Source organism: Exiguobacterium sp. PFWT01, assembly GCF_018255795.1.
Lineage (GTDB): Bacteria > Bacillota > Bacilli > Exiguobacteriales > Exiguobacteriaceae > Exiguobacterium.
On record NZ_CP073755.1, the window covers coordinates 1,286,250 to 1,306,551 of the forward strand.

At 47.4% G+C, this 20,302-nt stretch carries 18 protein-coding genes; 14 read left to right on the forward strand and 4 right to left on the reverse strand.

Going from position 1 to position 20,302, the window contains the following annotated elements:
- The first annotated feature begins 92 nt into the window (after positions 1–92).
- The 3 genes from KD909_RS06680 (at position 93) to KD909_RS06690 (ending at position 3,959) form a co-directional block, all read left to right on the forward strand.
- Positions 93–326, forward strand: coding sequence for a YneF family protein (locus tag KD909_RS06680; RefSeq protein WP_012726454.1), 234 nt, complete (start codon positions 93–95; stop codon positions 324–326).
- Between the two features lie 125 nt (positions 327–451).
- Positions 452–2,206, forward strand: a complete 1,755-nt coding sequence (locus tag KD909_RS06685; protein ID WP_211782870.1) for an ABC transporter transmembrane domain-containing protein — start codon at positions 452–454, stop codon at positions 2,204–2,206.
- On the forward strand, positions 2,196–3,959 hold the full coding sequence (locus KD909_RS06690; RefSeq protein ID WP_211782734.1) for an ABC transporter ATP-binding protein: 1,764 nt from the start codon (positions 2,196–2,198) through the stop codon (positions 3,957–3,959). Before KD909_RS06685 ends, KD909_RS06690 begins: the two co-directional genes overlap by 11 nt.
- 76 nt (positions 3,960–4,035) lie before the next feature.
- Here the strand turns inward: KD909_RS06690 and KD909_RS06695 are convergent, their stop codons facing one another.
- On the reverse strand, positions 4,036–4,218 hold the full coding sequence (locus KD909_RS06695) for an aspartyl-phosphate phosphatase Spo0E family protein (RefSeq protein WP_012726451.1): 183 nt from the start codon (positions 4,216–4,218) through the stop codon (positions 4,036–4,038).
- A 188-nt stretch (positions 4,219–4,406) separates the two neighbouring features.
- On the opposite strand from KD909_RS06695, the gene KD909_RS06700 reads away from it, so the two are divergent.
- Both KD909_RS06700 and KD909_RS06705 read left to right on the forward strand, forming a co-directional pair.
- Positions 4,407–5,105 carry a cytochrome c biogenesis CcdA family protein gene (locus KD909_RS06700; protein WP_211782735.1) on the forward strand — a complete coding sequence of 233 codons (699 nt, stop codon included), beginning with the start codon at positions 4,407–4,409 and terminating at the stop codon, positions 5,103–5,105.
- A 19-nt stretch (positions 5,106–5,124) separates the two neighbouring features.
- Complete coding sequence (locus KD909_RS06705; RefSeq protein ID WP_211782871.1) at positions 5,125–5,577, forward strand: CcdC family protein; 453 nt, start codon at positions 5,125–5,127, stop codon at positions 5,575–5,577.
- Between the two features lie 33 nt (positions 5,578–5,610).
- On the opposite strand, the gene KD909_RS06710 is transcribed toward KD909_RS06705, so the two are convergent.
- The 3 genes from KD909_RS06710 to KD909_RS06720 form a co-directional block, all read right to left on the reverse strand.
- Positions 5,611–7,170, reverse strand: coding sequence for a solute symporter family protein (locus KD909_RS06710; RefSeq protein ID WP_211782736.1), 1,560 nt, complete (start codon positions 7,168–7,170; stop codon positions 5,611–5,613).
- Positions 7,167–7,496 carry a DUF485 domain-containing protein gene (locus tag KD909_RS06715; protein ID WP_211782737.1) on the reverse strand — a complete coding sequence of 110 codons (330 nt, stop codon included), beginning with the start codon at positions 7,494–7,496 and terminating at the stop codon, positions 7,167–7,169. Before KD909_RS06715 ends, KD909_RS06710 begins: the two co-directional genes overlap by 4 nt.
- A 255-nt stretch (positions 7,497–7,751) precedes the next feature.
- Positions 7,752–8,183, reverse strand: coding sequence for a DUF2621 domain-containing protein (locus KD909_RS06720; protein WP_031423504.1), 432 nt, complete (start codon positions 8,181–8,183; stop codon positions 7,752–7,754).
- A gap of 178 nt (positions 8,184–8,361) precedes the next feature.
- Here KD909_RS06720 and KD909_RS06725 point away from each other — a divergent pair, with 178 nt between their 5' ends.
- From KD909_RS06725 to plsY, 9 genes are all read left to right on the forward strand, one after another.
- Positions 8,362–9,960, forward strand: a complete 1,599-nt coding sequence (locus KD909_RS06725; RefSeq protein WP_211782738.1) for a peptide chain release factor 3 — start codon at positions 8,362–8,364, stop codon at positions 9,958–9,960.
- A 195-nt stretch (positions 9,961–10,155) separates the two neighbouring features.
- On the forward strand, positions 10,156–12,870 hold the full coding sequence (gene acnA, locus KD909_RS06730; RefSeq protein WP_211782739.1) for an aconitate hydratase AcnA: 2,715 nt from the start codon (positions 10,156–10,158) through the stop codon (positions 12,868–12,870).
- A 113-nt stretch (positions 12,871–12,983) separates the two neighbouring features.
- Positions 12,984–13,475 carry a DUF3939 domain-containing protein gene (locus KD909_RS06735; RefSeq protein WP_211782740.1) on the forward strand — a complete coding sequence of 164 codons (492 nt, stop codon included), beginning with the start codon at positions 12,984–12,986 and terminating at the stop codon, positions 13,473–13,475.
- A 127-nt stretch (positions 13,476–13,602) separates the two neighbouring features.
- Positions 13,603–15,168 carry a BCCT family transporter gene (locus KD909_RS06740; protein WP_211782741.1) on the forward strand — a complete coding sequence of 522 codons (1,566 nt, stop codon included), beginning with the start codon at positions 13,603–13,605 and terminating at the stop codon, positions 15,166–15,168.
- A 101-nt stretch (positions 15,169–15,269) separates the two neighbouring features.
- Entirely contained in the window at positions 15,270–15,947 is a 678-nt protein-coding gene (locus KD909_RS06745) for a hypothetical protein (protein ID WP_031423512.1), read from the forward strand.
- Positions 15,948–16,003: 56 nt separating this feature from the next.
- Positions 16,004–18,262, forward strand: coding sequence for an AAA family ATPase (locus KD909_RS06750; protein ID WP_211782742.1), 2,259 nt, complete (start codon positions 16,004–16,006; stop codon positions 18,260–18,262).
- A gap of 31 nt (positions 18,263–18,293) precedes the next feature.
- Positions 18,294–18,710, forward strand: a complete 417-nt coding sequence (locus KD909_RS06755) for an acyl-CoA thioesterase (RefSeq protein ID WP_012726439.1) — start codon at positions 18,294–18,296, stop codon at positions 18,708–18,710.
- 78 nt (positions 18,711–18,788) lie between these two features.
- Positions 18,789–19,649 carry a M15 family metallopeptidase gene (locus tag KD909_RS06760; RefSeq protein WP_211782743.1) on the forward strand — a complete coding sequence of 287 codons (861 nt, stop codon included), beginning with the start codon at positions 18,789–18,791 and terminating at the stop codon, positions 19,647–19,649.
- Positions 19,650–19,660: 11 nt separating this feature from the next.
- Positions 19,661–20,281, forward strand: coding sequence for a glycerol-3-phosphate 1-O-acyltransferase PlsY (plsY, locus tag KD909_RS06765; protein WP_012726437.1), 621 nt, complete (start codon positions 19,661–19,663; stop codon positions 20,279–20,281).
- Positions 20,282–20,302 lie beyond the last annotated feature (21 nt).

Here is a 20,302-nt window from a genome sequence, read left to right on the forward strand (position 1 = left end):
TGGCCGTCACTTTTTTTCTGGACGACTAGCGAAGTTGTTCAATTTAGTGTATAGTAAAAAACGATGTTTCATATGGTAGAGGAGGTAAAGCCTTGAGTACATTATTCTGGATTCTTCTTGTCGTGGCAGCACTCATCGGGGGTATCGCGATTGGATTCTTTATCGCGCGTAAATACATGATGAACTACCTTGAACAGAACCCGCCAATCAATGAAGATATGATTCGTACGTTGATGATGCAGATGGGTCAAAAGCCATCACAGAAGAAAGTCAACCAAGTGATGCGCGCCATGAACGTGCAGATGAAAAACGAAAAGAAATCATAATCAATCACGAAAGCACTTCGGTTCCCGAAGTGCTTTTTTGTTTCCTCTTTTTGTTAGACAATCGAACAGACTTTCGCTACGATTAATAAATAATCTTCATCTAAAGACAAAGGGGGGCGTTTCACATTCGTGTATTCAAACAATTATCTTGGTTTTTGCGTCTTGAGTGGAAGACGTACGCGCTCGGCATCGTCTTACTGATCTTCGTGGCTGGTCTAGAACTGATTCCACCACGCATCATCGGACGGATTGTCGATGAGATCAACCGTGGTTCGCTTTCGTCCGACACACTCTGGCTATTATTAGGGGGACTTGCCGCTGTTGGAATTGGAAACTATATCGCCCGCTTCTTTTGGCGCTATTTTATCTTCGGCGCATCGATTCGTCTAGGAAGAATGCTTCGTAGCCAACTATATCGGCATTTCACAGATCTTGATCAGCGATTTTATAAAAAGTCACGGGTCGGTGATTTGATGGCCCACGCGACAAATGATGTACAAGCCGTGTCGATGACGGCCGGTGCAGGCATTTTAACACTCGTCGATAGCGTGACACTTGGGACGTTCGTCATCATCACGATGATTACAACGATCAGTTGGAAATTGACGCTCGTCGCCTTACTACCGTTACCAATCATGGTCGCTTTGACGACGCGATATGGAAAGATGTTACATAGCCGATTCGGGGTCGCCCAAGCGGCATTTTCAGAATTGAATGACAAAGTGCAGGAAAGCGTCAGTGGCGTCCGTGTCTTAAAATCGACGGGGGAAGTCGGTCGGGACGTGGAATCGTTTGAGAATTTATCGAGTGAAGTCATGGCTAAAAACGTACGAGTCGCGAAGATTGATGCCTTATACGACCCGACCATCTTCGGAATTGTCGGATTGTCTTATATCCTTTCGGTCGGGTATGGAGCCGTCTTGATTGAACAAGGAGAATTGACGATTGGACAGATCGTCAGCTTCACAGCTTATTTGGCACTGTTGACATGGCCAATGTTAGCCTTTGGATGGTTGTTCAACATCGTGGAGCGTGGACGTGCGTCTTACGACCGGATTGAGCGGATGCTCGCCGTCAAACCTGAGATTCAAGACGACCGCATGGCTGCGACGACGCTTTCTCATTCAGAGGTGGAAGTTGATATTCGAAACTTCGCCTATGACGAGACCGTTGTGCTCCACAATGTTCATTTTCGGATTGAGCGTGGAAAAACCATCGGGATTGTCGGCAGAACAGGTGCAGGGAAGACGACGATTGTCCGTCTGTTGACACGTGAGTATGACGTGAAAGATGGAAAGATTAAAATCGGCGGGATCAACATCCGCCAAGTGAAAAAGTCACTTCTGATGGATAAGATTGCGGTCGTGCCGCAAGATCACTTCTTGTTCTCGGATTCGATTGCGAACAATATCGCGTTCGGAAGACCTGAAGCGGGCATGGAAGAAATCATCGAAGCGGCTAAGGTCGCTGAGGTGCATGAAGATATCGTCCGTCTTCCGGAAGGCTATGCGACACTCGTCGGTGAACGCGGGGTCACATTATCAGGTGGCCAGAAACAGCGGATTTCCATCGCACGGGCGCTCATGACAGCGGCTGATGTCTTGATATTAGATGATGCGTTATCTGCGGTCGATGCGAAAACGGAAGAGTCGATTATCGAGCATTTTCGAGTCGGCAATCCAGACCAGGCGCGCGTCATTGTCGCCCATCGACTTTCCGCCGTGGAACATGCTGATGAGATTCTCGTGATTGAGGACGGAAATATCATTCAGCGAGGTCGTCATGAGACATTGCTTCAGGAGTCAGGCTGGTATCGAGAGACATATGATCGTCAGCAACTTGAAGCGATTGTAGAAGGGGGTGGACACGATGAAACATGATGTCCAAGAATGGCAAGTCATCAAGCGACTGCTTAGTTACGCGAAACGGTATGGTAAACCGCTCAGTGTCGCCTTCGTATTTCTCTTGATTGCGACAGGTGCAAAGTTGGCAGGGCCGTTTCTGATCAAAGTGTTCATCGATGAATTCGTCACACCGGGTGTCTATCCAACGAACTGGGTCATCGCTCTCTTCGCCGTCTATATGGTTCTTCACGTATCTGCAATCGTGTTTGATTATCTACAATCGATTTCGTTTCAAAAGATTGCGCTGAAGATTGTTCAAAATATTCGGATGGATATTTTCCGTCACGTCATGGGGATGCGGCTTGCTTATTTTGACCGTACACCAGCGGGCGTCCTTGTATCGCGTATTACGAACGATACGGAGGCGGTGAAAGAGCTCTATGTCGGAGTAATGAGTACGTTCGTTCAGTCCGCTGTTCAGTTGATCGGGACGTATATTTTCCTCTACATTTTAGAGCCGCCGCTCGCGACGATGGGGCTCATCTTATTGCCTCTTTTTTGGCTCATCATTTGGGCGTATCGTCGTTTCTCGACGAAATATTTCGCACAAGTCCGGGATTTGTTGTCACAACTCAACGCCCAGTTGAACGAATCCATCAACGGGATGGGCATCATTCAACAATTTCGTCAAGAAGAGCGTCTCATCCGTCAGTTCGAAGAGACGAACGAAGCGCATCAGGAGGCGCGATATCGGAACTTAAAACTCGATAGCATGTTACTCCGCCCGATTATCGAACTCCTTCTTGCCTTCTCCATCATCGGTCTGCTCGGTTATTACGGGGTGCTCTCAATGAGTGAACAAGTTCAAGTAGGGGTCGTGTATGCTTTCATCAGCTATATTGAACGTATTTTCCGTCCCGTGCTTGATATCATGCAACGATTAAGCGAATTTCAACAAGCCGTCGTATCGGCCGACCGTGTCTTCAAAATCTTAGATACAGATGAACCGGCTCCAGGTAAACGGATGCCTGGTGAAGCACGAATCACTGATGGGGAAGTTCGGTTCGAAGATGTGACGTTCAGTTACGACGGAGAAGTTGACGTGTTGAAACAAATTTCGTTCGTGGCGAAACCTGGTGAGACGGTTGCGCTCGTTGGTCATACTGGGAGCGGTAAGAGTTCAATTATCAATTTGTTGACCCGTTTTTACCCATATGAATCTGGTCGCATCACGATTGACGGGCAACCGCTCGAACAGTTCGAAGAGCAAGAGCTTCGTCAACAAGTCGGGCTTGTCCTACAAGACCCATTCTTATTCACCGGAACAATTGAAGAGAATTTGAAGCTGTTCAATCCGGACATCGATTCTGAGCGTGCGCGTGAAGCTGCTGAATTCGTCCAAGCGCATACATTCATTGAAAAGTTGGACGCTGGCTATGGCCATGTCGTCGGAGAGCGTGGAGCGACGTTCTCAAGCGGGGAGCGTCAATTGCTCGCTTTTGCCCGTACGGTCGCACGTAATCCAAAGGTGCTTATTCTCGATGAAGCGACAAGTTCCATCGATACCGAAACAGAGGAGCGTGTACAAACCGCGCTCGATCGGATGCGTCGGGGTCGGACGACGATTGCAATCGCTCACCGCCTGTCGACGATTCAAGATGCAGATTTGATATTGGTCTTGCATCGCGGTGAAATCGTAGAGCGTGGCAATCATCAACAGTTATTGAAACAAGACGGACTGTACAAAAAGATGTATGAACTACAATCCGGACAACGTCTGATGTCTTGATTTGGAAAGGATACCTATTCAGGTGTCCTTTTTCCATGGAAAAAGCTCGTCACACAAGGTGACGAGCCGTCAAGTTTCAAGAATGAAGTTGCTCTTTATTATGCTTTGATAGGACATGACGAGTGATTAGAGAGTCAAGTTCTTGGCTTACTGAAATGACTTCGGGTGAGGTCCAAGAATGCTTTGACGCGATTTTATACAGTTCATCACGTTTTTGTTCAATGGCCTGGTGTAGTGTATCTGCTGCGGTGACTGCCACGTTCGTTCCCCCATCATGTAAATTAGAATTTTGTGAACTGGAATATCCAAATCTTAGCACCTCCGTTTACAGATGACAAGTTTCATTTCCATTTCAAAAATTACAAAATGATGTTGAGGTTTGAAAGAAAAGATTCGAGCAATTTAAATAGGATTTCGCTATAATGGTCGTGAAAGGTGGAAATCGTCATGGAAGTCACATTATGGCTCGCATTTGGGGCGGGCGTCTTATCGTTCTTGTCACCATGTACGCTCCCGTTGTATCCGGTCTTTCTCTCTTATATCACTGGGGTTTCCGTATCTGAGTTAAAAAATGAAGGATTAAAACAGCGTACAGCTTGGTTCCACACATTTTCGTTCTTATTCGGTTTTTCGATTGTCTTTCTTGTGCTAGGGTTGTCGACTTCATTGATCGCAGACGTCTTCATCCAATACAAGGACAGTCTACGCATGTTCGGCGCCATTTTGATTTTCGTGTTCGGCGTCTTTTTGGCGGGCTTATGGCAACCGCAATTTATGATGCGTGAAAAGAAAATGGATATCGGCGAACGAAAGAGCGGTTATTTTGGAACCGTTTTAATTGGTATTGGATTTGCGGCAGGGTGGACACCGTGCACAGGTCCGATTTTAGCTGGTGTGATCGCACTAGCCGCCACGAACCCGAGTCAAGGACTCGGCTATATGTTGGCGTATGTCATCGGATTTTCAATCCCATTTTTGGTGATGGTTGCATTCGTTGGCAAGATCAAGTACTTAGCACGCAACAGTGCAAAAGTGGCAAAAGTCGGAGGCTATTTGATGATGGCGTTCGGCGTACTATTATATTTTGACGGAATGAATCGGTTCGCTGCATGGATGAGCGAGCTAGTCGGATTCACCGGATTTTAAGGGGTTGACCGAGATGTCAATGTTATGGGGGTCGACTCTCGTCGCGTTGTTAATGGGTATCGTAGCGAGCTTTGTTCGTGTAAAAGCATCGGCAAAGCCGACGAATGCAAAAAAAATTTTAATTCCACCACTTGCGATGACGACCGGGATGATTCAGTTTCTGATTCCCGCGTTTCGCTTGTCATGGGTCGAAGTGGCTGAGGCTCTTGCAGTCGGGCTCATCTTCAGTCTGTTTTTGATTAAGACATCAAACTTTGAAAAACGGGACGGCGAGGTGTATCTCTCACGATCGAAAGCATTTTTAGTGGTCGTGTTCGCACTCCTTGCCATTCGTACAGCAATGAAGGTTTGGGTCGGTCATGAGGTCGATATCTTCTCGACAGGCGGATTGTTCTATTTGATTGCGTGGGGGATGATTGTCCCGTGGCGAATCGCCATGTATCAAAAATATAAACGAATCGCAATCACGTAAAAATGGAGTGGCGTTGAGCCACTCCATTTTTATTTAATCTGCTTTCGTAGCGGCGACTTCTGTCTCCGCGTCGATTCCGGTGTTCGCCTTGACGAGGACGTGTTCATAGTTGCCAGCAACTTCATCTGATTTCGTGACCAGTGTACCAATCACGGCAGCGATGAAACCGAGAGGGATTGATACAATCCCGGGATTGGATAGTGGGAATAGGGCTTCACCGACAAAGATGGCCGAACCGTCCGGAGCCCAAAGGTTCGGGCTGAGTGCGACTAGAATCAGTGAGGAGAACAAGCCGACGACCATTCCCCAAATGGCGCCACCTGTATTAAAGCGTCTCCAGAAAATCGTAAAGAGGATCACAGGTAAGTTTGCACTCGCCGCAACGGCGAAGGCGAGCGAGACAAGAAACGCAACGTTCATCGACTGAGCGAAAAAGGCTAGTCCCATTGAGACGAGGGCGACCGCAACTGAAGCGATTCGCGCGGCTTTCACTTGTTCAGTTTCTGTCGCTTCCCCTTTACGAATGATATGTCCGTAGAAGTCATGGGCAAAGGCGGAAGCGGCTGACAGTACGAGTCCAGCGACAACGGCAAGAATTGTCGCGAACGCGATTGCAGCAACGAAAGCGAACAAGAGGTCACCACCGAGCACTTGCGCGAGAAGAGGGGCCGCCATGTTGCCGGCTGGGTTTGCGGCGAGAATGGCATCACGTCCGACGAATGCTGCGGCACCGAAACCTAGGAATATGGTCAAGATATAAAATGCACCGATGATCCATGTCGCATAGACGACGGATTGCCGAGCAGTCGGTGCGTCTTTGACGGTGAAGAAGCGAATCAGAATATGAGGGAGCCCTGCCGTACCGAGCACGAGCGCCATGTTTAATGAGATGGTATCGAGCGGTAGCTTGAACTTGTTCCCAGGGTTCAAGAAGTCACTTCCGAGTGGGGTCGCTTTGCTGACTTCATTAAACATCGTCGTGACGGAGAAATCAAAACGAGCGAACACGAGAAACGAAATGATTGCCGTCCCAATCATCAGAAGTACGGCTTTTGTGATTTGTACCCAAGACGTGGCCGTCATGCCACCGAAAACGACGTAGACTGTCATTAAGATTCCGACGACGACGACACTTGTCGTATAAGGGATTCCGAGTAACAGTTCAATCAGAGCACCCGCTCCGACGAGTTGCGCAATCATGTAGAAAATGGAGATGACAATCGCATTCATCGCTGCGACACCACGAACGCGGGGCTTGTTGAAACGTGCCGCGATCATATCAGCCATCGTATATTTCCCAAGATTACGTAATGGTTCGGCGACGAGATAGAGGACCACGAGGTAGGCGACGAGGAAACCGATAGAATAGAAAAATCCATCGAATCCCGCGAGCGCGATCATTCCCGCAATTCCGAGAAACGATGCGGCAGACATATAGTCCCCTGCGATGGCAAGACCGTTTTGAAATCCGGTCAATCCACCGTCTGCCGTATAAAAGTCACTGGCAGTTTTTGTTTTTCGTGCTGCAAAGTATGTAATCACAAGCGTGAGTCCGACAATGGCGATAAAGAGGGCGATCGCGGTCCAATTCATGATCTCACCTCATCTTTCAATTGTTCGACGAGAGCATCAAAGCGACGGGCACGTCGACTATAAAGTACACAAAGTGTCCAGGTCATGATGAACTGGGAAAAGGCGAACGCCCAAGCCCAAGTGATGTCCCCGATGAGTGGTGTATTCAAAATCGTCGTATAACTCGTCAGAATCGGGAGTGTGAAATAAAAGATGAGTGAGAAGATGATAGCTGGAACGATGAAGCGATTTTTTTCCCGCATTAACCGATGAAATGTCTCGTGCTCGGTAATCGTGTGGGCAGATTGATGGCTTGTCGTTTGTGAAACTTGTGTCACATCATGCATAATAAACCCTCCTTGACTGTAAGATAAATCCATTATGCGTTGTGAAAAACAGTTCAGTCATTCCTTTTTTTTGTGTCGAAACAGGAGACGTTATATTAATATTGGTCATACCAATTTATTGTAAGCGTTTTCAATATTGTCTAATTCGTGAACGTTATTTCGGTGTAGTATAAAACTCGAGAAAAGGTACTTTTGACCCATAAGGCGAATCGCACAATTCGACAAATAAAAAACTCTATCTGAATGAGATAGAGTCTACTGCTGAAAATAGTGTTCGTAAGGTGTCCAGTCAATCTGTTCTTCGGTTAGCGCTTTCTTTAAGAACTTGTGATCGCGCTTAGGTGTTGCGGCGATATAACCCTTTACCACGAGTTCGGTCGTCATTTTTTTGGCTCGCGATTCAAGCGCGAATTGACCGATTTTACCTGCGATTTTTCGGATCGCGACGTCGCGGAATAACTCGGGTACCGGTGTGACGAGACGATCTAATAGCGTTCGCGTTTCCGGAGTCCATAGATGACGCGTTCTTTCTATATAATCATCTTCGATGTCAAGTAAGGAACGTCCATCTTCTTTTGGCATTCGTTTTAAAAACTTACGAAACATGAAGTACCCGCCAATCGTCATGAGTCCAATCATGACGAATCCCCAGAATACAATGAAATACATCATCAAGTTTTCTGGCATCGTCTTTCCCCCGTTCTATACATTCACTTGCTTTCATCGTTAGTATACAAAAAAGAATCCATTTGCAAAAGGCGTACGTTCCATTAGGATAGACGAACGGATTTGATTTCGTTAGAATAGATAGCGTTGCTACGAGAATAAGCATGAACTGAGACGAGAAAGGAAAGGTCTATCCTATATGAGCCAATTGAAACAGGAAGTCGAGAGACGTCGGATATTCGGCATTATCTCTCACCCGGATGCGGGGAAGACAACATTAACAGAGAAATTACTTTTGCACGGTGGTGCGATTCGCGAGGCGGGTACGGTCAAAGCGCGCAAAAACTCAAAGCACGCGAAATCTGACTGGATGGAAATCGAGAAACAACGTGGGATCTCGGTCACATCATCTGTCATGCAATTCATCTATCAAGATAAGGTCGTATCGATCATGGACACACCAGGACACAACGACTTCGGTGAAGACACGTATCGCGTGTTGACATCGGTTGATAGCGCGGTCATGGTCATCGATGCTGCGAAAGGGATTGAAACACAGACGAAAAAACTATTCCAAGTTTGTCGGATGCGTGGGATTCCAATCTTCACATTTATGAACAAGTTGGATCGTCAGGCAAAAGATCCGCTTGAATTGATGGAAGAGCTCGAAGAAGTGTTAGGCATGCCTTCTGTCGCGATTACATGGCCGATCGGGAGCGGAATGCAGTTTGAGGGTGTCTACGACCGAATGAAAAATGAGGTCCACTTGTTCCGTGGGGAGAAGTCGACACTTCAACTGAGTGAAGACGGAGTGAACGATCCGATTCTCGCCGAACATTTGTCGGAAGAGAACTTGACGAACCTTCGCGATGAGATCGACCTTCTTGACGGAGCGGGGAACGAGATTGATGTCGAGGCGATTCAGAGCGGTGAATTGACACCGGTATTTTTCGGAACAGCGCTCGTTGACTTTGGCGTGACTGCGTTCTTGGATCACTATTTAGAGATGTCTCCGGCTCCTGAGGCCCGTAAGTCGAACGTCGGTCCGATCAATCCGACATCAGAAGACTTCAGTGGATTCGTCTTCAAGATTCAGGCGAACATGAATCCGGCACACCGCGATCGCATCGCATTCGTCCGCATCTGTTCCGGTGTGTTCGAGCGTGGGATGGACGTGACGCTCACCCGGACTGGGAAAAAGATTAAATTGAGCCAATCGACACAATTGATGGCGAACGATCGAGAAACAGTCGACCAAGCGTTTGCCGGTGATGTCATCGGGATCTATGATTCTGGTACGTATCAAATTGGAGATACCATCACCACGTCGAAGCAAAAGATTGCGTTTGAAGCGTTGCCGACTTTCCCACCGGAATTGTTCATGCGCGTTTCGCCGGTCAACTCGCTCAAGTCGAAACACTTCCATAAAGGAGTAGAACAGCTTGCGCAAGAAGGAGCGATTCAAGTATATCGCAACGAATATAACGAGATTTATCTCGGCGCGGTCGGACAACTTCAATTCGAGGTATTCGAATATCGTTTAAACAATGAATATGGCGTCGATATTCGAATGGAACCTGTCTCATACAGCGTTGCTCGTTGGGTCAAAGACAAAGAATTGAAAGCATTGAAACCGTTCCAAGATTCACGGAACATGCTCGTTACAGACCGTTGGGAACGTCCGGTCTTCCTGTTCGCGAACGAGTTCACATATGAACGGTTCGCTGAGCGTCACGCAGATGACTTGACGCTTGTTGAGGCACTTGACGTCAACGAAGAGATCGGTACGGAAGAATAAGATATAAACACCTCGTTTCTGAGGTGTTTTTTTGTTGTGAAGTAAGTCATTTTAGTTCTGATAAGTTTTACTTATGACTAATTTGTGACGGAATGTATTTTACGTCACGCTATACTTGTATTATGATAAATATGTGAAAAGTAAGCGATTACGCATTGTCGTGTGGTCGGCGCTTTCAAAAAGGGGGAAATTGCAATGGAACAGACGAATGTTTTAGACGCCTTCGCATCTCGGACAAAGTTCGAAGCGAACGGGCAATCGTATGATTTTTATCGTTTGAAAAAATTAGAAGAAGAAGGATTGACGGACATCAGCCGTCTTCCGTATTCGATTCGCGTTCTTCTTGAATCGGTTCTCCGTCAACAAGACGGGCGTGCCATCACGAAAGAACATGTCGAGAACTTGGCAAAATGGGGTACTGCCGACGTCTCGAAAGACATTGACGTACCGTTCAAACCGGCACGTGTCGTACTTCAAGACTTCACGGGTGTACCGACGGTCGTAGACCTTGCTTCACTTCGTAAAGCGATGGCAGACCTCGGTGGAGACCCAAACAAAATCAACCCAGAAATCCCTGTCGATCTCGTCGTCGACCACTCAGTTCAAGTAGATGCATACGGTTTTGCTGGCGCATTGATGAAAAACATGGACATCGAATTTGAACGGAACGAAGAACGTTATAAGTTCTTACGTTGGGCTCAGACGGCATTTGACAACTATCGTGCCGTACCACCTGCAACGGGGATCGTTCACCAAGTAAACTTGGAGTACTTGGCATCTGTCGTCCTCGAGAAGAATGATGCGGAAGGTACAGTTGCTTATCCAGATTCACTCGTCGGAACGGATTCGCACACAACGATGATCAACGGACTCGGTGTTCTTGGCTGGGGTGTCGGCGGAATCGAGGCGGAAGCAAGCATGCTCGGTCAACCATCATACTTCCCAGTGCCAGACGTCGTCGGTGTCAAAATCATCGGTGAAGTAAACCCTGGTGTGACAGCGACAGATGTGGCGCTCGTCGTGACAGAGATGCTCCGTCATGAAAAAGTTGTCGGGAAATTCGTTGAATTCTTCGGACCGTCGCTCCACACGATGCCACTTTCAGACCGTGCGACGATTGCAAACATGGCGCCTGAATATGGTGCGACATGTGGATTCTTCCCGGTCGATACGGAAACATTGAACTACATGCGTACGACTGGTCGCTCTGAAGAGTTGATTTCACTCGTCGAAGAATATTCAAAAGCGAATGATCTCTTCTATACACCAGATCAAGCTGATCCAACGTTCACAAAAGTGTTAACGCTCGACTTGTCGAAAGTCCAGCCTTCACTTGCGGGTCCGAAACGTCCACAAGACCGAATCAACCTCTCAGACGTTCAAACATCGTTCATCGATAGCTTGAGTGCTCCTGCAGGAAACAGTGGCTTCGGACTTGACCGTTCTGAACTCGAGAAGAAAGCAACTGTCAACTATGAGGACGGCGCAGTCGACATGAGTACGGGAGATGTTGCGATTGCAGCCATCACAAGCTGTACGAACACGTCGAACCCTTACGTCATGGTCGGTGCTGGACTCGTTGCAAAGAAAGCCGTTGAACGTGGCTTAACCGTTCCAAAATACGTGAAGACATCACTCGCACCAGGTTCGAAAGTCGTAACGGACTACTTGGATAAGGCTGGTTTGACTTCTTACTTGGACGAACTCGGCTTCAATACGGTCGGATACGGCTGTACGACATGTATCGGAAACTCGGGTCCGCTTGACCGTGAAGTCGAAGAAACGATCACAGAGAACGACTTGCTCGTGTCGTCAGTCCTCTCTGGTAACCGTAACTTTGAAGGACGCGTTCACCCGCTCGTGAAGGCAAACTTCTTAGCATCACCACCGCTCGTCGTCGCTTACGCTCTTGCCGGGTCAGTCAACTTCGACATCATGAATGATTCGTTCGGTACGGACAAAGATGGGAATGAAGTATACTTCAAAGACATCTGGCCATCAAACGATGAAATCAAGATGGTTGTCCAAGACGTCGTTTCACCTGAAGCGTTCCGTAAAGAGTACGAAACGGTCTTCACTGGTAACGAGCGTTGGAACGCACTCGATGTTCCGGAAGGAAACTTGTATGACTTCTCAGATGAGTCGACATACATCCAAAACCCACCGTTCTTCGAACAACTCGAACCAGAAGCGGGCGAGGTTCATGCATTGAATGGCTTACGTGTCATCGGGAAGTTTGCGGATTCGGTTACGACCGACCACATCTCGCCAGCGGGATCATTCTCGAAGACGACACCAGCTGGTCAATACCTCCTTTCTAAAGGGGTAGAGCCGATCGACTTCAACTCATACGGTTCACGCCGTGGTAACCATGAAGTCATGATGCGTGGTACGTTCGCTAACATTCGCATCCGCAACCAAGTTGCTCCTGGGACTGAAGGTGGCTTCACAACGTACTGGCCAACAGGTGAGATCATGCCAATGTACGATGCGGCCATGAAGTACAAGGAACAGGGAACAGGTCTTGTTGTCCTTGCAGGAAATGATTACGGAATGGGATCATCTCGTGACTGGGCAGCGAAAGGAACGAATCTTCTTGGAATCCGTGCGGTCATCGCACAAAGTTTCGAGCGGATTCACCGTTCGAACCTTGTCATGATGGGTGTGCTCCCGCTTCAGTTCTTAGACGGTGAATCGGCTGAATCACTCGGATTGACTGGTGAGGAAGCAATCGATATTCAAGTCGATGAGTCTGTTCGTCCGCGCGATATCTTGAACGCAAAAGCGACGCATGAAAACGGTACGGTGACAGAGTTCAAAGTCATCGCTCGTTTCGACTCTGAAGTTGAAATTGACTACTACCGTCACGGAGGAATCCTGCAAATGGTTCTCCGTAACAAATTGAAATAAGTTCTAGTCCATGACCTTCCTTTGAAAAAAGGAAGGTTTTTTTCATGAATATGCGATTTATTGGTGAAAGTTTTAAAGGAATCGGGAACAGGAACACAGGGAGGGGTGTGCTTATGGATAGGGAAGAGAAGCTAGGAAAGAGTTGGTGGAAACGATTGACGCAACAAAAAGAGGTGGAATCGGATCGAGAGATTGACATCACCCTTTCAGAATTGCGTCAAGCGATCCATGAATATGAACAGACGCTGCCAAAAGGTGTGAATCGCACCGTCTTATTGGATGACTCGCAAGAAATCGACACCAAACGCTTGAAACATCACCTTTCGGGAATTCCGAGACAACGCTTCTTTATGTCAAAAGAGACGTTTCATATCGTACCGGAAGATGAACGCGACGTCATTTATGAAATGGACCAAGTGCAACGTGCGCTCGATCTGTATATGGACCAGGAGAAGAAATTACCGTTACAAAAATTTCAGAACGCGCTTCAACTTGATTTGACCCGTTTACGAGAGGGAGGTTATTTAAAAACGTTGCCAAAAAGACCTTACTATGTGGTCGATGAAACATTGATTGTTTCACTGGAGCCCAAAGAAACAACTTAATGACAAGACACCTATCTATTTTACGGTAAACAACACATTTATGTACACATAGGGTTGTGACTTGTTTCAAAAGTATGTTAGGGTGGAAAACGTATATGAAAATAGAAAATTAAATAGGAGTGATTTTATGGAACGAAAAAGCCGTGTGACGACCGTATTCGTCGTATCTGGAATCATAACTGGCTTGTTCACGATTTGGGGACTATTCCCTGAGAGTGTATTAGGTAATGCCACTCTATTAAACGTGACGAGTACGTTACAAGGCTGGCTCTCAAACGGGATGGGTTGGTTCTATCTTTTGAGCGCCACCGGATTTTTACTGGTTTCCGTCTTCTTAATCTTTTCAAGGTACGGCTCGATTCGACTTGGAAAAGATACGGATCGTCCAGAATTTAGTTATTTATCATGGTTTGCCATGTTGTTCAGTGCCGGGATGGGAATTGGACTCATCTTCTGGGGAGCGGCTGAACCGTTGCTCCACTTCCACTCACCACCATTCGCTTCCCCCACACCTGAAGGAGATGCACGTACTGCGATGCGTTATGCATTCTTCCATTGGGGCCTCCATCCATGGGCGATTTATGCAATGATTGCGCTCGCCATCGCTTATTCGACGTTCAGAAAAGGTCGTCCGGCAACGATTGGGGAAACAATCGGTTCGCTCGTCCACAACCGCTATGAACAACCTGTAAAGCAAACGGTCGACATCCTCGCGGTCATTGCGACGGCGTTCGGGGTAGCGACTTCACTCGGTTTTGGTGCTCAGCAAATTGCCGGTGGCCTTCATTACCTCATCCCTGGGGTGCCGAACGCTTTCGTAACACAGTTGATCATCATCACCGTCGTAACGGTGCTCTACATGATCAGTGCCTCGACAGGGCTTGACAAAGGAATTCGAATTTTAAGTAACACGAATATTTTCTTAGCAATCGTTCTATTGGTTGCTACGATGTTCGCGGGACCGACTGCATTCATTTTCGATTTGTTCACACAAACGGTCGGAACTTATTTGCAGCAGCTCCCGAGCATGAGTTTCCGTACAGCTGCCTTTGAACCCGTTGAACGTGAATGGGTAAACGGTTGGACTATCTTCTACTGGGCTTGGTGGATTTCTTGGTCACCATTCGTCGGAACGTTTATCGCCCGTGTATCGAAAGGGCGTACGATTCGAGAATTTATCATCGGAATCTTACTTGTCCCGACATCATTCGGATTATTATGGTTCTCCGTCTTCGGCGGTTCGGCCATCTGGGCTGATTTGTTCGGAGGATATAGCTTAATTGATCAAGTAAACGAAATCGGTACTGAGGTTGGGCTGTTCGCACTGTTTGAGACGTTCGGTGGTTTTGGAACGCTACTTAGTGTGATCGCCATCTTCTTGATTTCGACATTCTTTATTACATCGGCCGACTCTGCGACATACGTCCTCGGTATGCTTACATCGAACGGGAAACTTGTCCCGCCGATGGGGATTAAAATGACTTGGGGAATCATCCAATCCTCAATCGCGGCTGTCCTCTTGTATGCTGGTGGATTAGATGCTCTACAAGCTGTTGCGATTCTCGCAGCCTTCCCATTCATCTTCGTGCTCATCTTTATGATGATTGCCTTATTCAAGGATCTTACCGACGAACCGGATGAACGAGATAAATGGCTCGAGATGCAAAAGAAGGATGAAGATCAATTAGGTTAATTCGAAAGGGTCTCAGCTGAGACCCTTTTTCGGTCAAAAATATTTTGCTTGTCCTTCTCGCTAGTGTAGGATAGTAAGTGAAGAAACGAGGAGGATAGGCTATGAAACAACAGATAAAAAAAAGGTTGAGCTGGGTGATATTGGCCGGCATCCTCATTGTCGGGGCATTACTCGCTTATAACTTCTATGTGCTCATGGATTTGAGCGGGGAAGAGGAAGAGCAAGTCGAACCATTCTACTCGAATGTCGTGATCGGATATCAGGAACGCAAACTTCCAAAAGAAGGCGAAGAGCTCGAAGAACGAGAGTATGTTGTCACGTATGATGAGGACGGACATTTTGTATCTGAAGTCGTGACGGGACCAAATGTTGGCGCGAAGGCAGAATGGGATGGAGAGACCTACTTAGAGTTCAATCCGGACGGGGAAGAAGTTCTTCGACAGGAGACGAACTCCGGAGCAGTCGCACCTCATCCATTCTTGTCACGTGCAACGAACGAACAGATTCGTAAGTGGCTCGATGACGGGACGCTCGGTTCAAGTGAAGGTGAAACCGATTTGGTCGGACGTACCGCGCAAGCGTATGTGAAATCAGAATCGGCTGAGACCGTTCCAGAAGAGTGGATTGAAAACTATCCATCGATTTTTAGTGAAGAAGAAAATAAAGAGACTGTCACATATTATGTCGATGCGCATGAACGAATCTTGCTCGCGGCAGAATCGCGGAATAACGGGAAGTTATTCCATTCGATTCGGATGACATCGTTTGAATCAAGATAATCCGATGGGGAGCAGACATGATGTCGGCTCCCTTGTCGTCTGAAAGGGAGAACAAGATGAAACAAATTCAAGTGGAACAAGTTCAAACGGACTTGACGAACTGGGAAGCTGGAGAAAAAGTAAACGAGGCGGCTTTGTTATCTTACGCACATTGGTCTCGTGCTACTTTGCACCAAGAAGAGTTGATTCGTTCCTTGCGGCTGCTCGCAACACATCGGCTCAAACAAAAGGAAGCGATGGACCCGTTACTCAACCGCTGGGTAAAAGAGTTGGAGGCGATGAACGCACTTCCTCCAGAGCTTCGTCTGTTTCAACTGAATGAGCAGTTGCGTCGTTCGAAACAGGCGCTTCAAATCGACTGGCCAACCTTACGAGAGGCCGATTACGCCTCGATGAAGGTTCAAATCCTAACAGAGTACGAGTCAAAAACGTCAGCGTTGCTCGATCAACTTGACCAACTCCATGATGAGGTGGAGGCTGCGAAGTCTGATTTGCGTGATTCTGAATGGCGCGGACAATTGGAAAACCTGTTTGAAGCGATCATCGAAGCGATGCAAGAGGTCGCATCTCTTGAAGATGATACCGCCTCCTTGCTCGCATCCATGCAGGGGAACTATTTCAGTCGTGAAGCGTTTCATCGATTCGGGGAGCGCGTTGCCCTTGTGAAAGAACGACTACACACGATTTGTGAGCTACTACCAGACCGTCCGACCGAGGCACGCTCGAGCGCGATTGAGTCACTTGAAGACATGATTGGGCTCGATGACATCAAAGCGCGTGTAAAGGCATGGTATCGCTTCCTCCTTTTCCAGAAGGAACGAGAAAAGGCCGGATTTTCTTCAAAACATCAACCTTCCCTTCATCTCGTCTTCACAGGGAATCCAGGAACCGGCAAGACGACATTAGCGAGACTCATGGCTGAGATTTACTTTGAACTCGGCTTATTAGGACGCCCAGACCTTGTCGAGGCAGATCGTTCGAGTCTTGTCGGTGCCTATGTTGGACAAACGGAAGAACAGGTAATGAACAAGGTGAAAGAGGCGGAAGGTGGTGTCTTATTCATCGATGAGGCATACGCATTGAAGCGTCAAGATGCGAGTGGCAGTGATTACGGACAAGCGGCCATCGATACGCTTGTCGCCGCAATGACGAGTGGCGAATATGCTGGCAAGTTCGTCGTCATTCTAGCTGGTTATCCAGAAGAAATGCGTCATTTCCTCTTGGCGAACCCCGGTTTACGTTCACGATTCCCTGAATCGAATCACTACGAGTTACCGAACTATCGTGACGAAGAATTGGTCGCCATCGGTGAGAAAGTGGCACAAGAGAACAATTACGTGCTGACAGAAGAGGCGAAACGATCACTTCTTGCTCGAATCGACAGAGAACGGGTCGACTCGACGTTCGGAAATGCTCGGACTGTCCATAACATTTTACTTGATGCGATGTTTAAGAAGGGTTCCCGCTTCGGTGCAGATGCTCCGTTAGACGAAATGGCGCTTTTGACTGAAGAAGACTTTGATCAGCCAGATGATGAATCGAGTCCGACATCGTTAGATGACCTTGTCGGCATGGAAGAAGCGAAAGCACAACTGGCTGAAATTGAAGCGCTCATCAAGATACAGAAGAAACGAAAAGCGCTTGGTTTGAAGACGGCGCCGGTCCAGCTCCATGTGACACTAACCGGAAACAGCGGTACCGGAAAAACGACATTTGCCTATCTGTATGCACAGATGTTGAAACGGACAGGATATTTGAAGCGAGGACATGTCAATGTCGTCAGTCGTGCAGATTTGGTCAGTGGCTATGTGGGGCAGACAGCTCAAAAAACGAAAGCGGCAATCCGTGACGCTCTTGGCGGTGTCTTACTCATTGACGAGGCCTATAGTTTGAACGGCGGGGCGAACGACTATGGGCGGGAAGCGATTGATACACTCGTTGACGAAATGCCGAAACATGGCGAGAATCTTGTCGTCGTCCTTGCCGGTTACGAAGGACCGATGCGCCGGTTGATTGAATCCAACCCAGGACTCAGCAGCCGAATGAAACGGACGATTCACTTTGCTGACTATACGCAAGAACAGTTAGTGGACATCGCAAAAAACTATGCAAGTCAGTTCGGTTATGTGATGGAAGAGGATGCGCTTGAGGCATTGGCTATTCGTTTAGGTGATATCAAACATGCAAATGCGCGCACCGCTCTATCTGTCATCGATGAGTCGATTGCTCGTCAGTCCTATCGTTTAGTCTCATCTGAGGATGAAGAAGTGTCACTCCAACAATTATTAGTAGTAGATATTAAGAGTAAGTTATAATATACTTGTCGTAGGAAAGAAGGATGATTCAATGCACACGGTTCAAATCCCAGTAAGGTATCAAGAGACGGACATGATGGGCATCGTCTATCATGCCAACTATTTAGTTTATTTAGAGATTGCTCGCACGGAACTGTTACGACAACTAGGTGTCGAGTATAAAGATATGGAAGAAGCGGGATTTGTCTCTCCTGTGACAAATGTATCCATGGACTATAAGCGTAGCGTGACGTATGGTGATACAGTTCATGTTCGTGTATGGGTCGATCAATATTCAAAAATCAGAACGATTTACGGGTATGAGTTGACGAATCAACATGGGGAACTTGTCGGCACGGCCACAACAACGCATGTCGTCGTCAAACGAGGCGACTTCAAACCGATTCGACTCGATCGGGAGTTCCCGAAATGGCATGAGATGTATTTGAACGTCATGAACCCTGTCTAAGAATCTTCTGTCTTCGTACCGTCAGTATGGTATCATATCTTGACGGTACTTTTTGTTATCTAGAAAGGGGAAGATCGCATGCGTTATCCATCGATTTTGATGGTTTGCGGCGCCTTGACGTTCATGTTAGCCGGTTGTACGACAAACGAGCAAGTTGAACCGAAAGAACCAACGACACAGTCATCAACAATAGATGAACCAAAGACAGAACCAAATGAACCGACTTCGGATCGTGAAGATGAAACGGTCTCTGAGTCACCTTCTGAAGAGGAGACGTCGGACGAGACTGAACAGCCGACCGAACCAGTAGAGGAAGAACCTATGACACCTAGTCAACCGATTGAAACAGATGGTGTGGCCAATTTGGAATTAGATGAATTGATTCTTGTAAACAAGCAAATTGCATTGCCTGCCGACTATCAGCCGAGTGATTTAGTAGAGGCGAATATCGATTTTGTCGACTCGACAGTCGGTGAACGTCGAATGTTACGTAAAGAGGCTGCTCAAGCGATTGAAGGTCTAATGAAAGATGCGAAGGCAGCAGGAATTGATTTGAAAGGGACGAGTGCGTTTCGTTCATACGCCTATCAAGTCAATCTCTTCAATGCTTATGTCGAACGAGATGGCAAAGAGCAAGCCATGAAATACTCCGCACCACCAGGTCATTCTGAACATCAAACAGGACTTGCGATTGACGTATCGAGCGCCTCAGTCAACTATCAACTGACTCAAAGTCTCGGTGAAACGGTTGAAGGAAAATGGCTAGCCAATCATGCTCACGAGTATGGTTTTATCATCCGTTACCAAAAAGAGTTTGAGGATGAGACCGGGTATATGTACGAACCATGGCATTTACGTTATATCGGTATGGAGCATGCGAAACAGGTACATGCATTGAATCAGCCATATGATCGCTATATTGCGGAATTTATGAAATAAGGGGAATTGCGATGCCATATGTGACAGAAATCATGATTATTATTTTAAGTTATCTACTTGGTGCCATTCCGTTTGCCCTCATCATCGGCAAGCTCGGCTATCGCGTAGACGTTCGAGAACATGGGAGCGGCAATCTAGGAACGACGAACACGTTTCGCGTATTAGGTAAGAAGGCAGGAATCCTCGTTTTGCTCGGTGACATGGGGAAAGGTCTTGTCGCTGCATTGCTGCCTCTACTATTCGGAAGTGAGATGAGCCTGCTTCTTGCCGGAATCCCGGCAGTGATTGGACACTCTTATCCAGTCTTTGCGAAATTCAAAGGTGGAAAATCGGTTGCGACGAGCGGTGGAGTTTTGTTGGCAGCCTTCCCGTGGTTCTTCTTTGTTGTCGTCGGTACATTTATCGTGACGCTCCTCACCTCGCGCATGGTATCCCTCTCCTCGATGGCTGCCGCCGTGGTGGGACTGGTGACAGCAACGACTTATAGCATCGTGACGAAAGATTGGTTACCGCTGATCGTCATCGTGCCACTCGCATTGTTCATTATTATTAAGCATCGTACCAACTGGCAACGTATTCGTGCTGGAAAAGAACCAAAAGTTCCACTGTTTCAACACAAGCCGAAATCATGACGCATGCAGGTACGTCCGTTT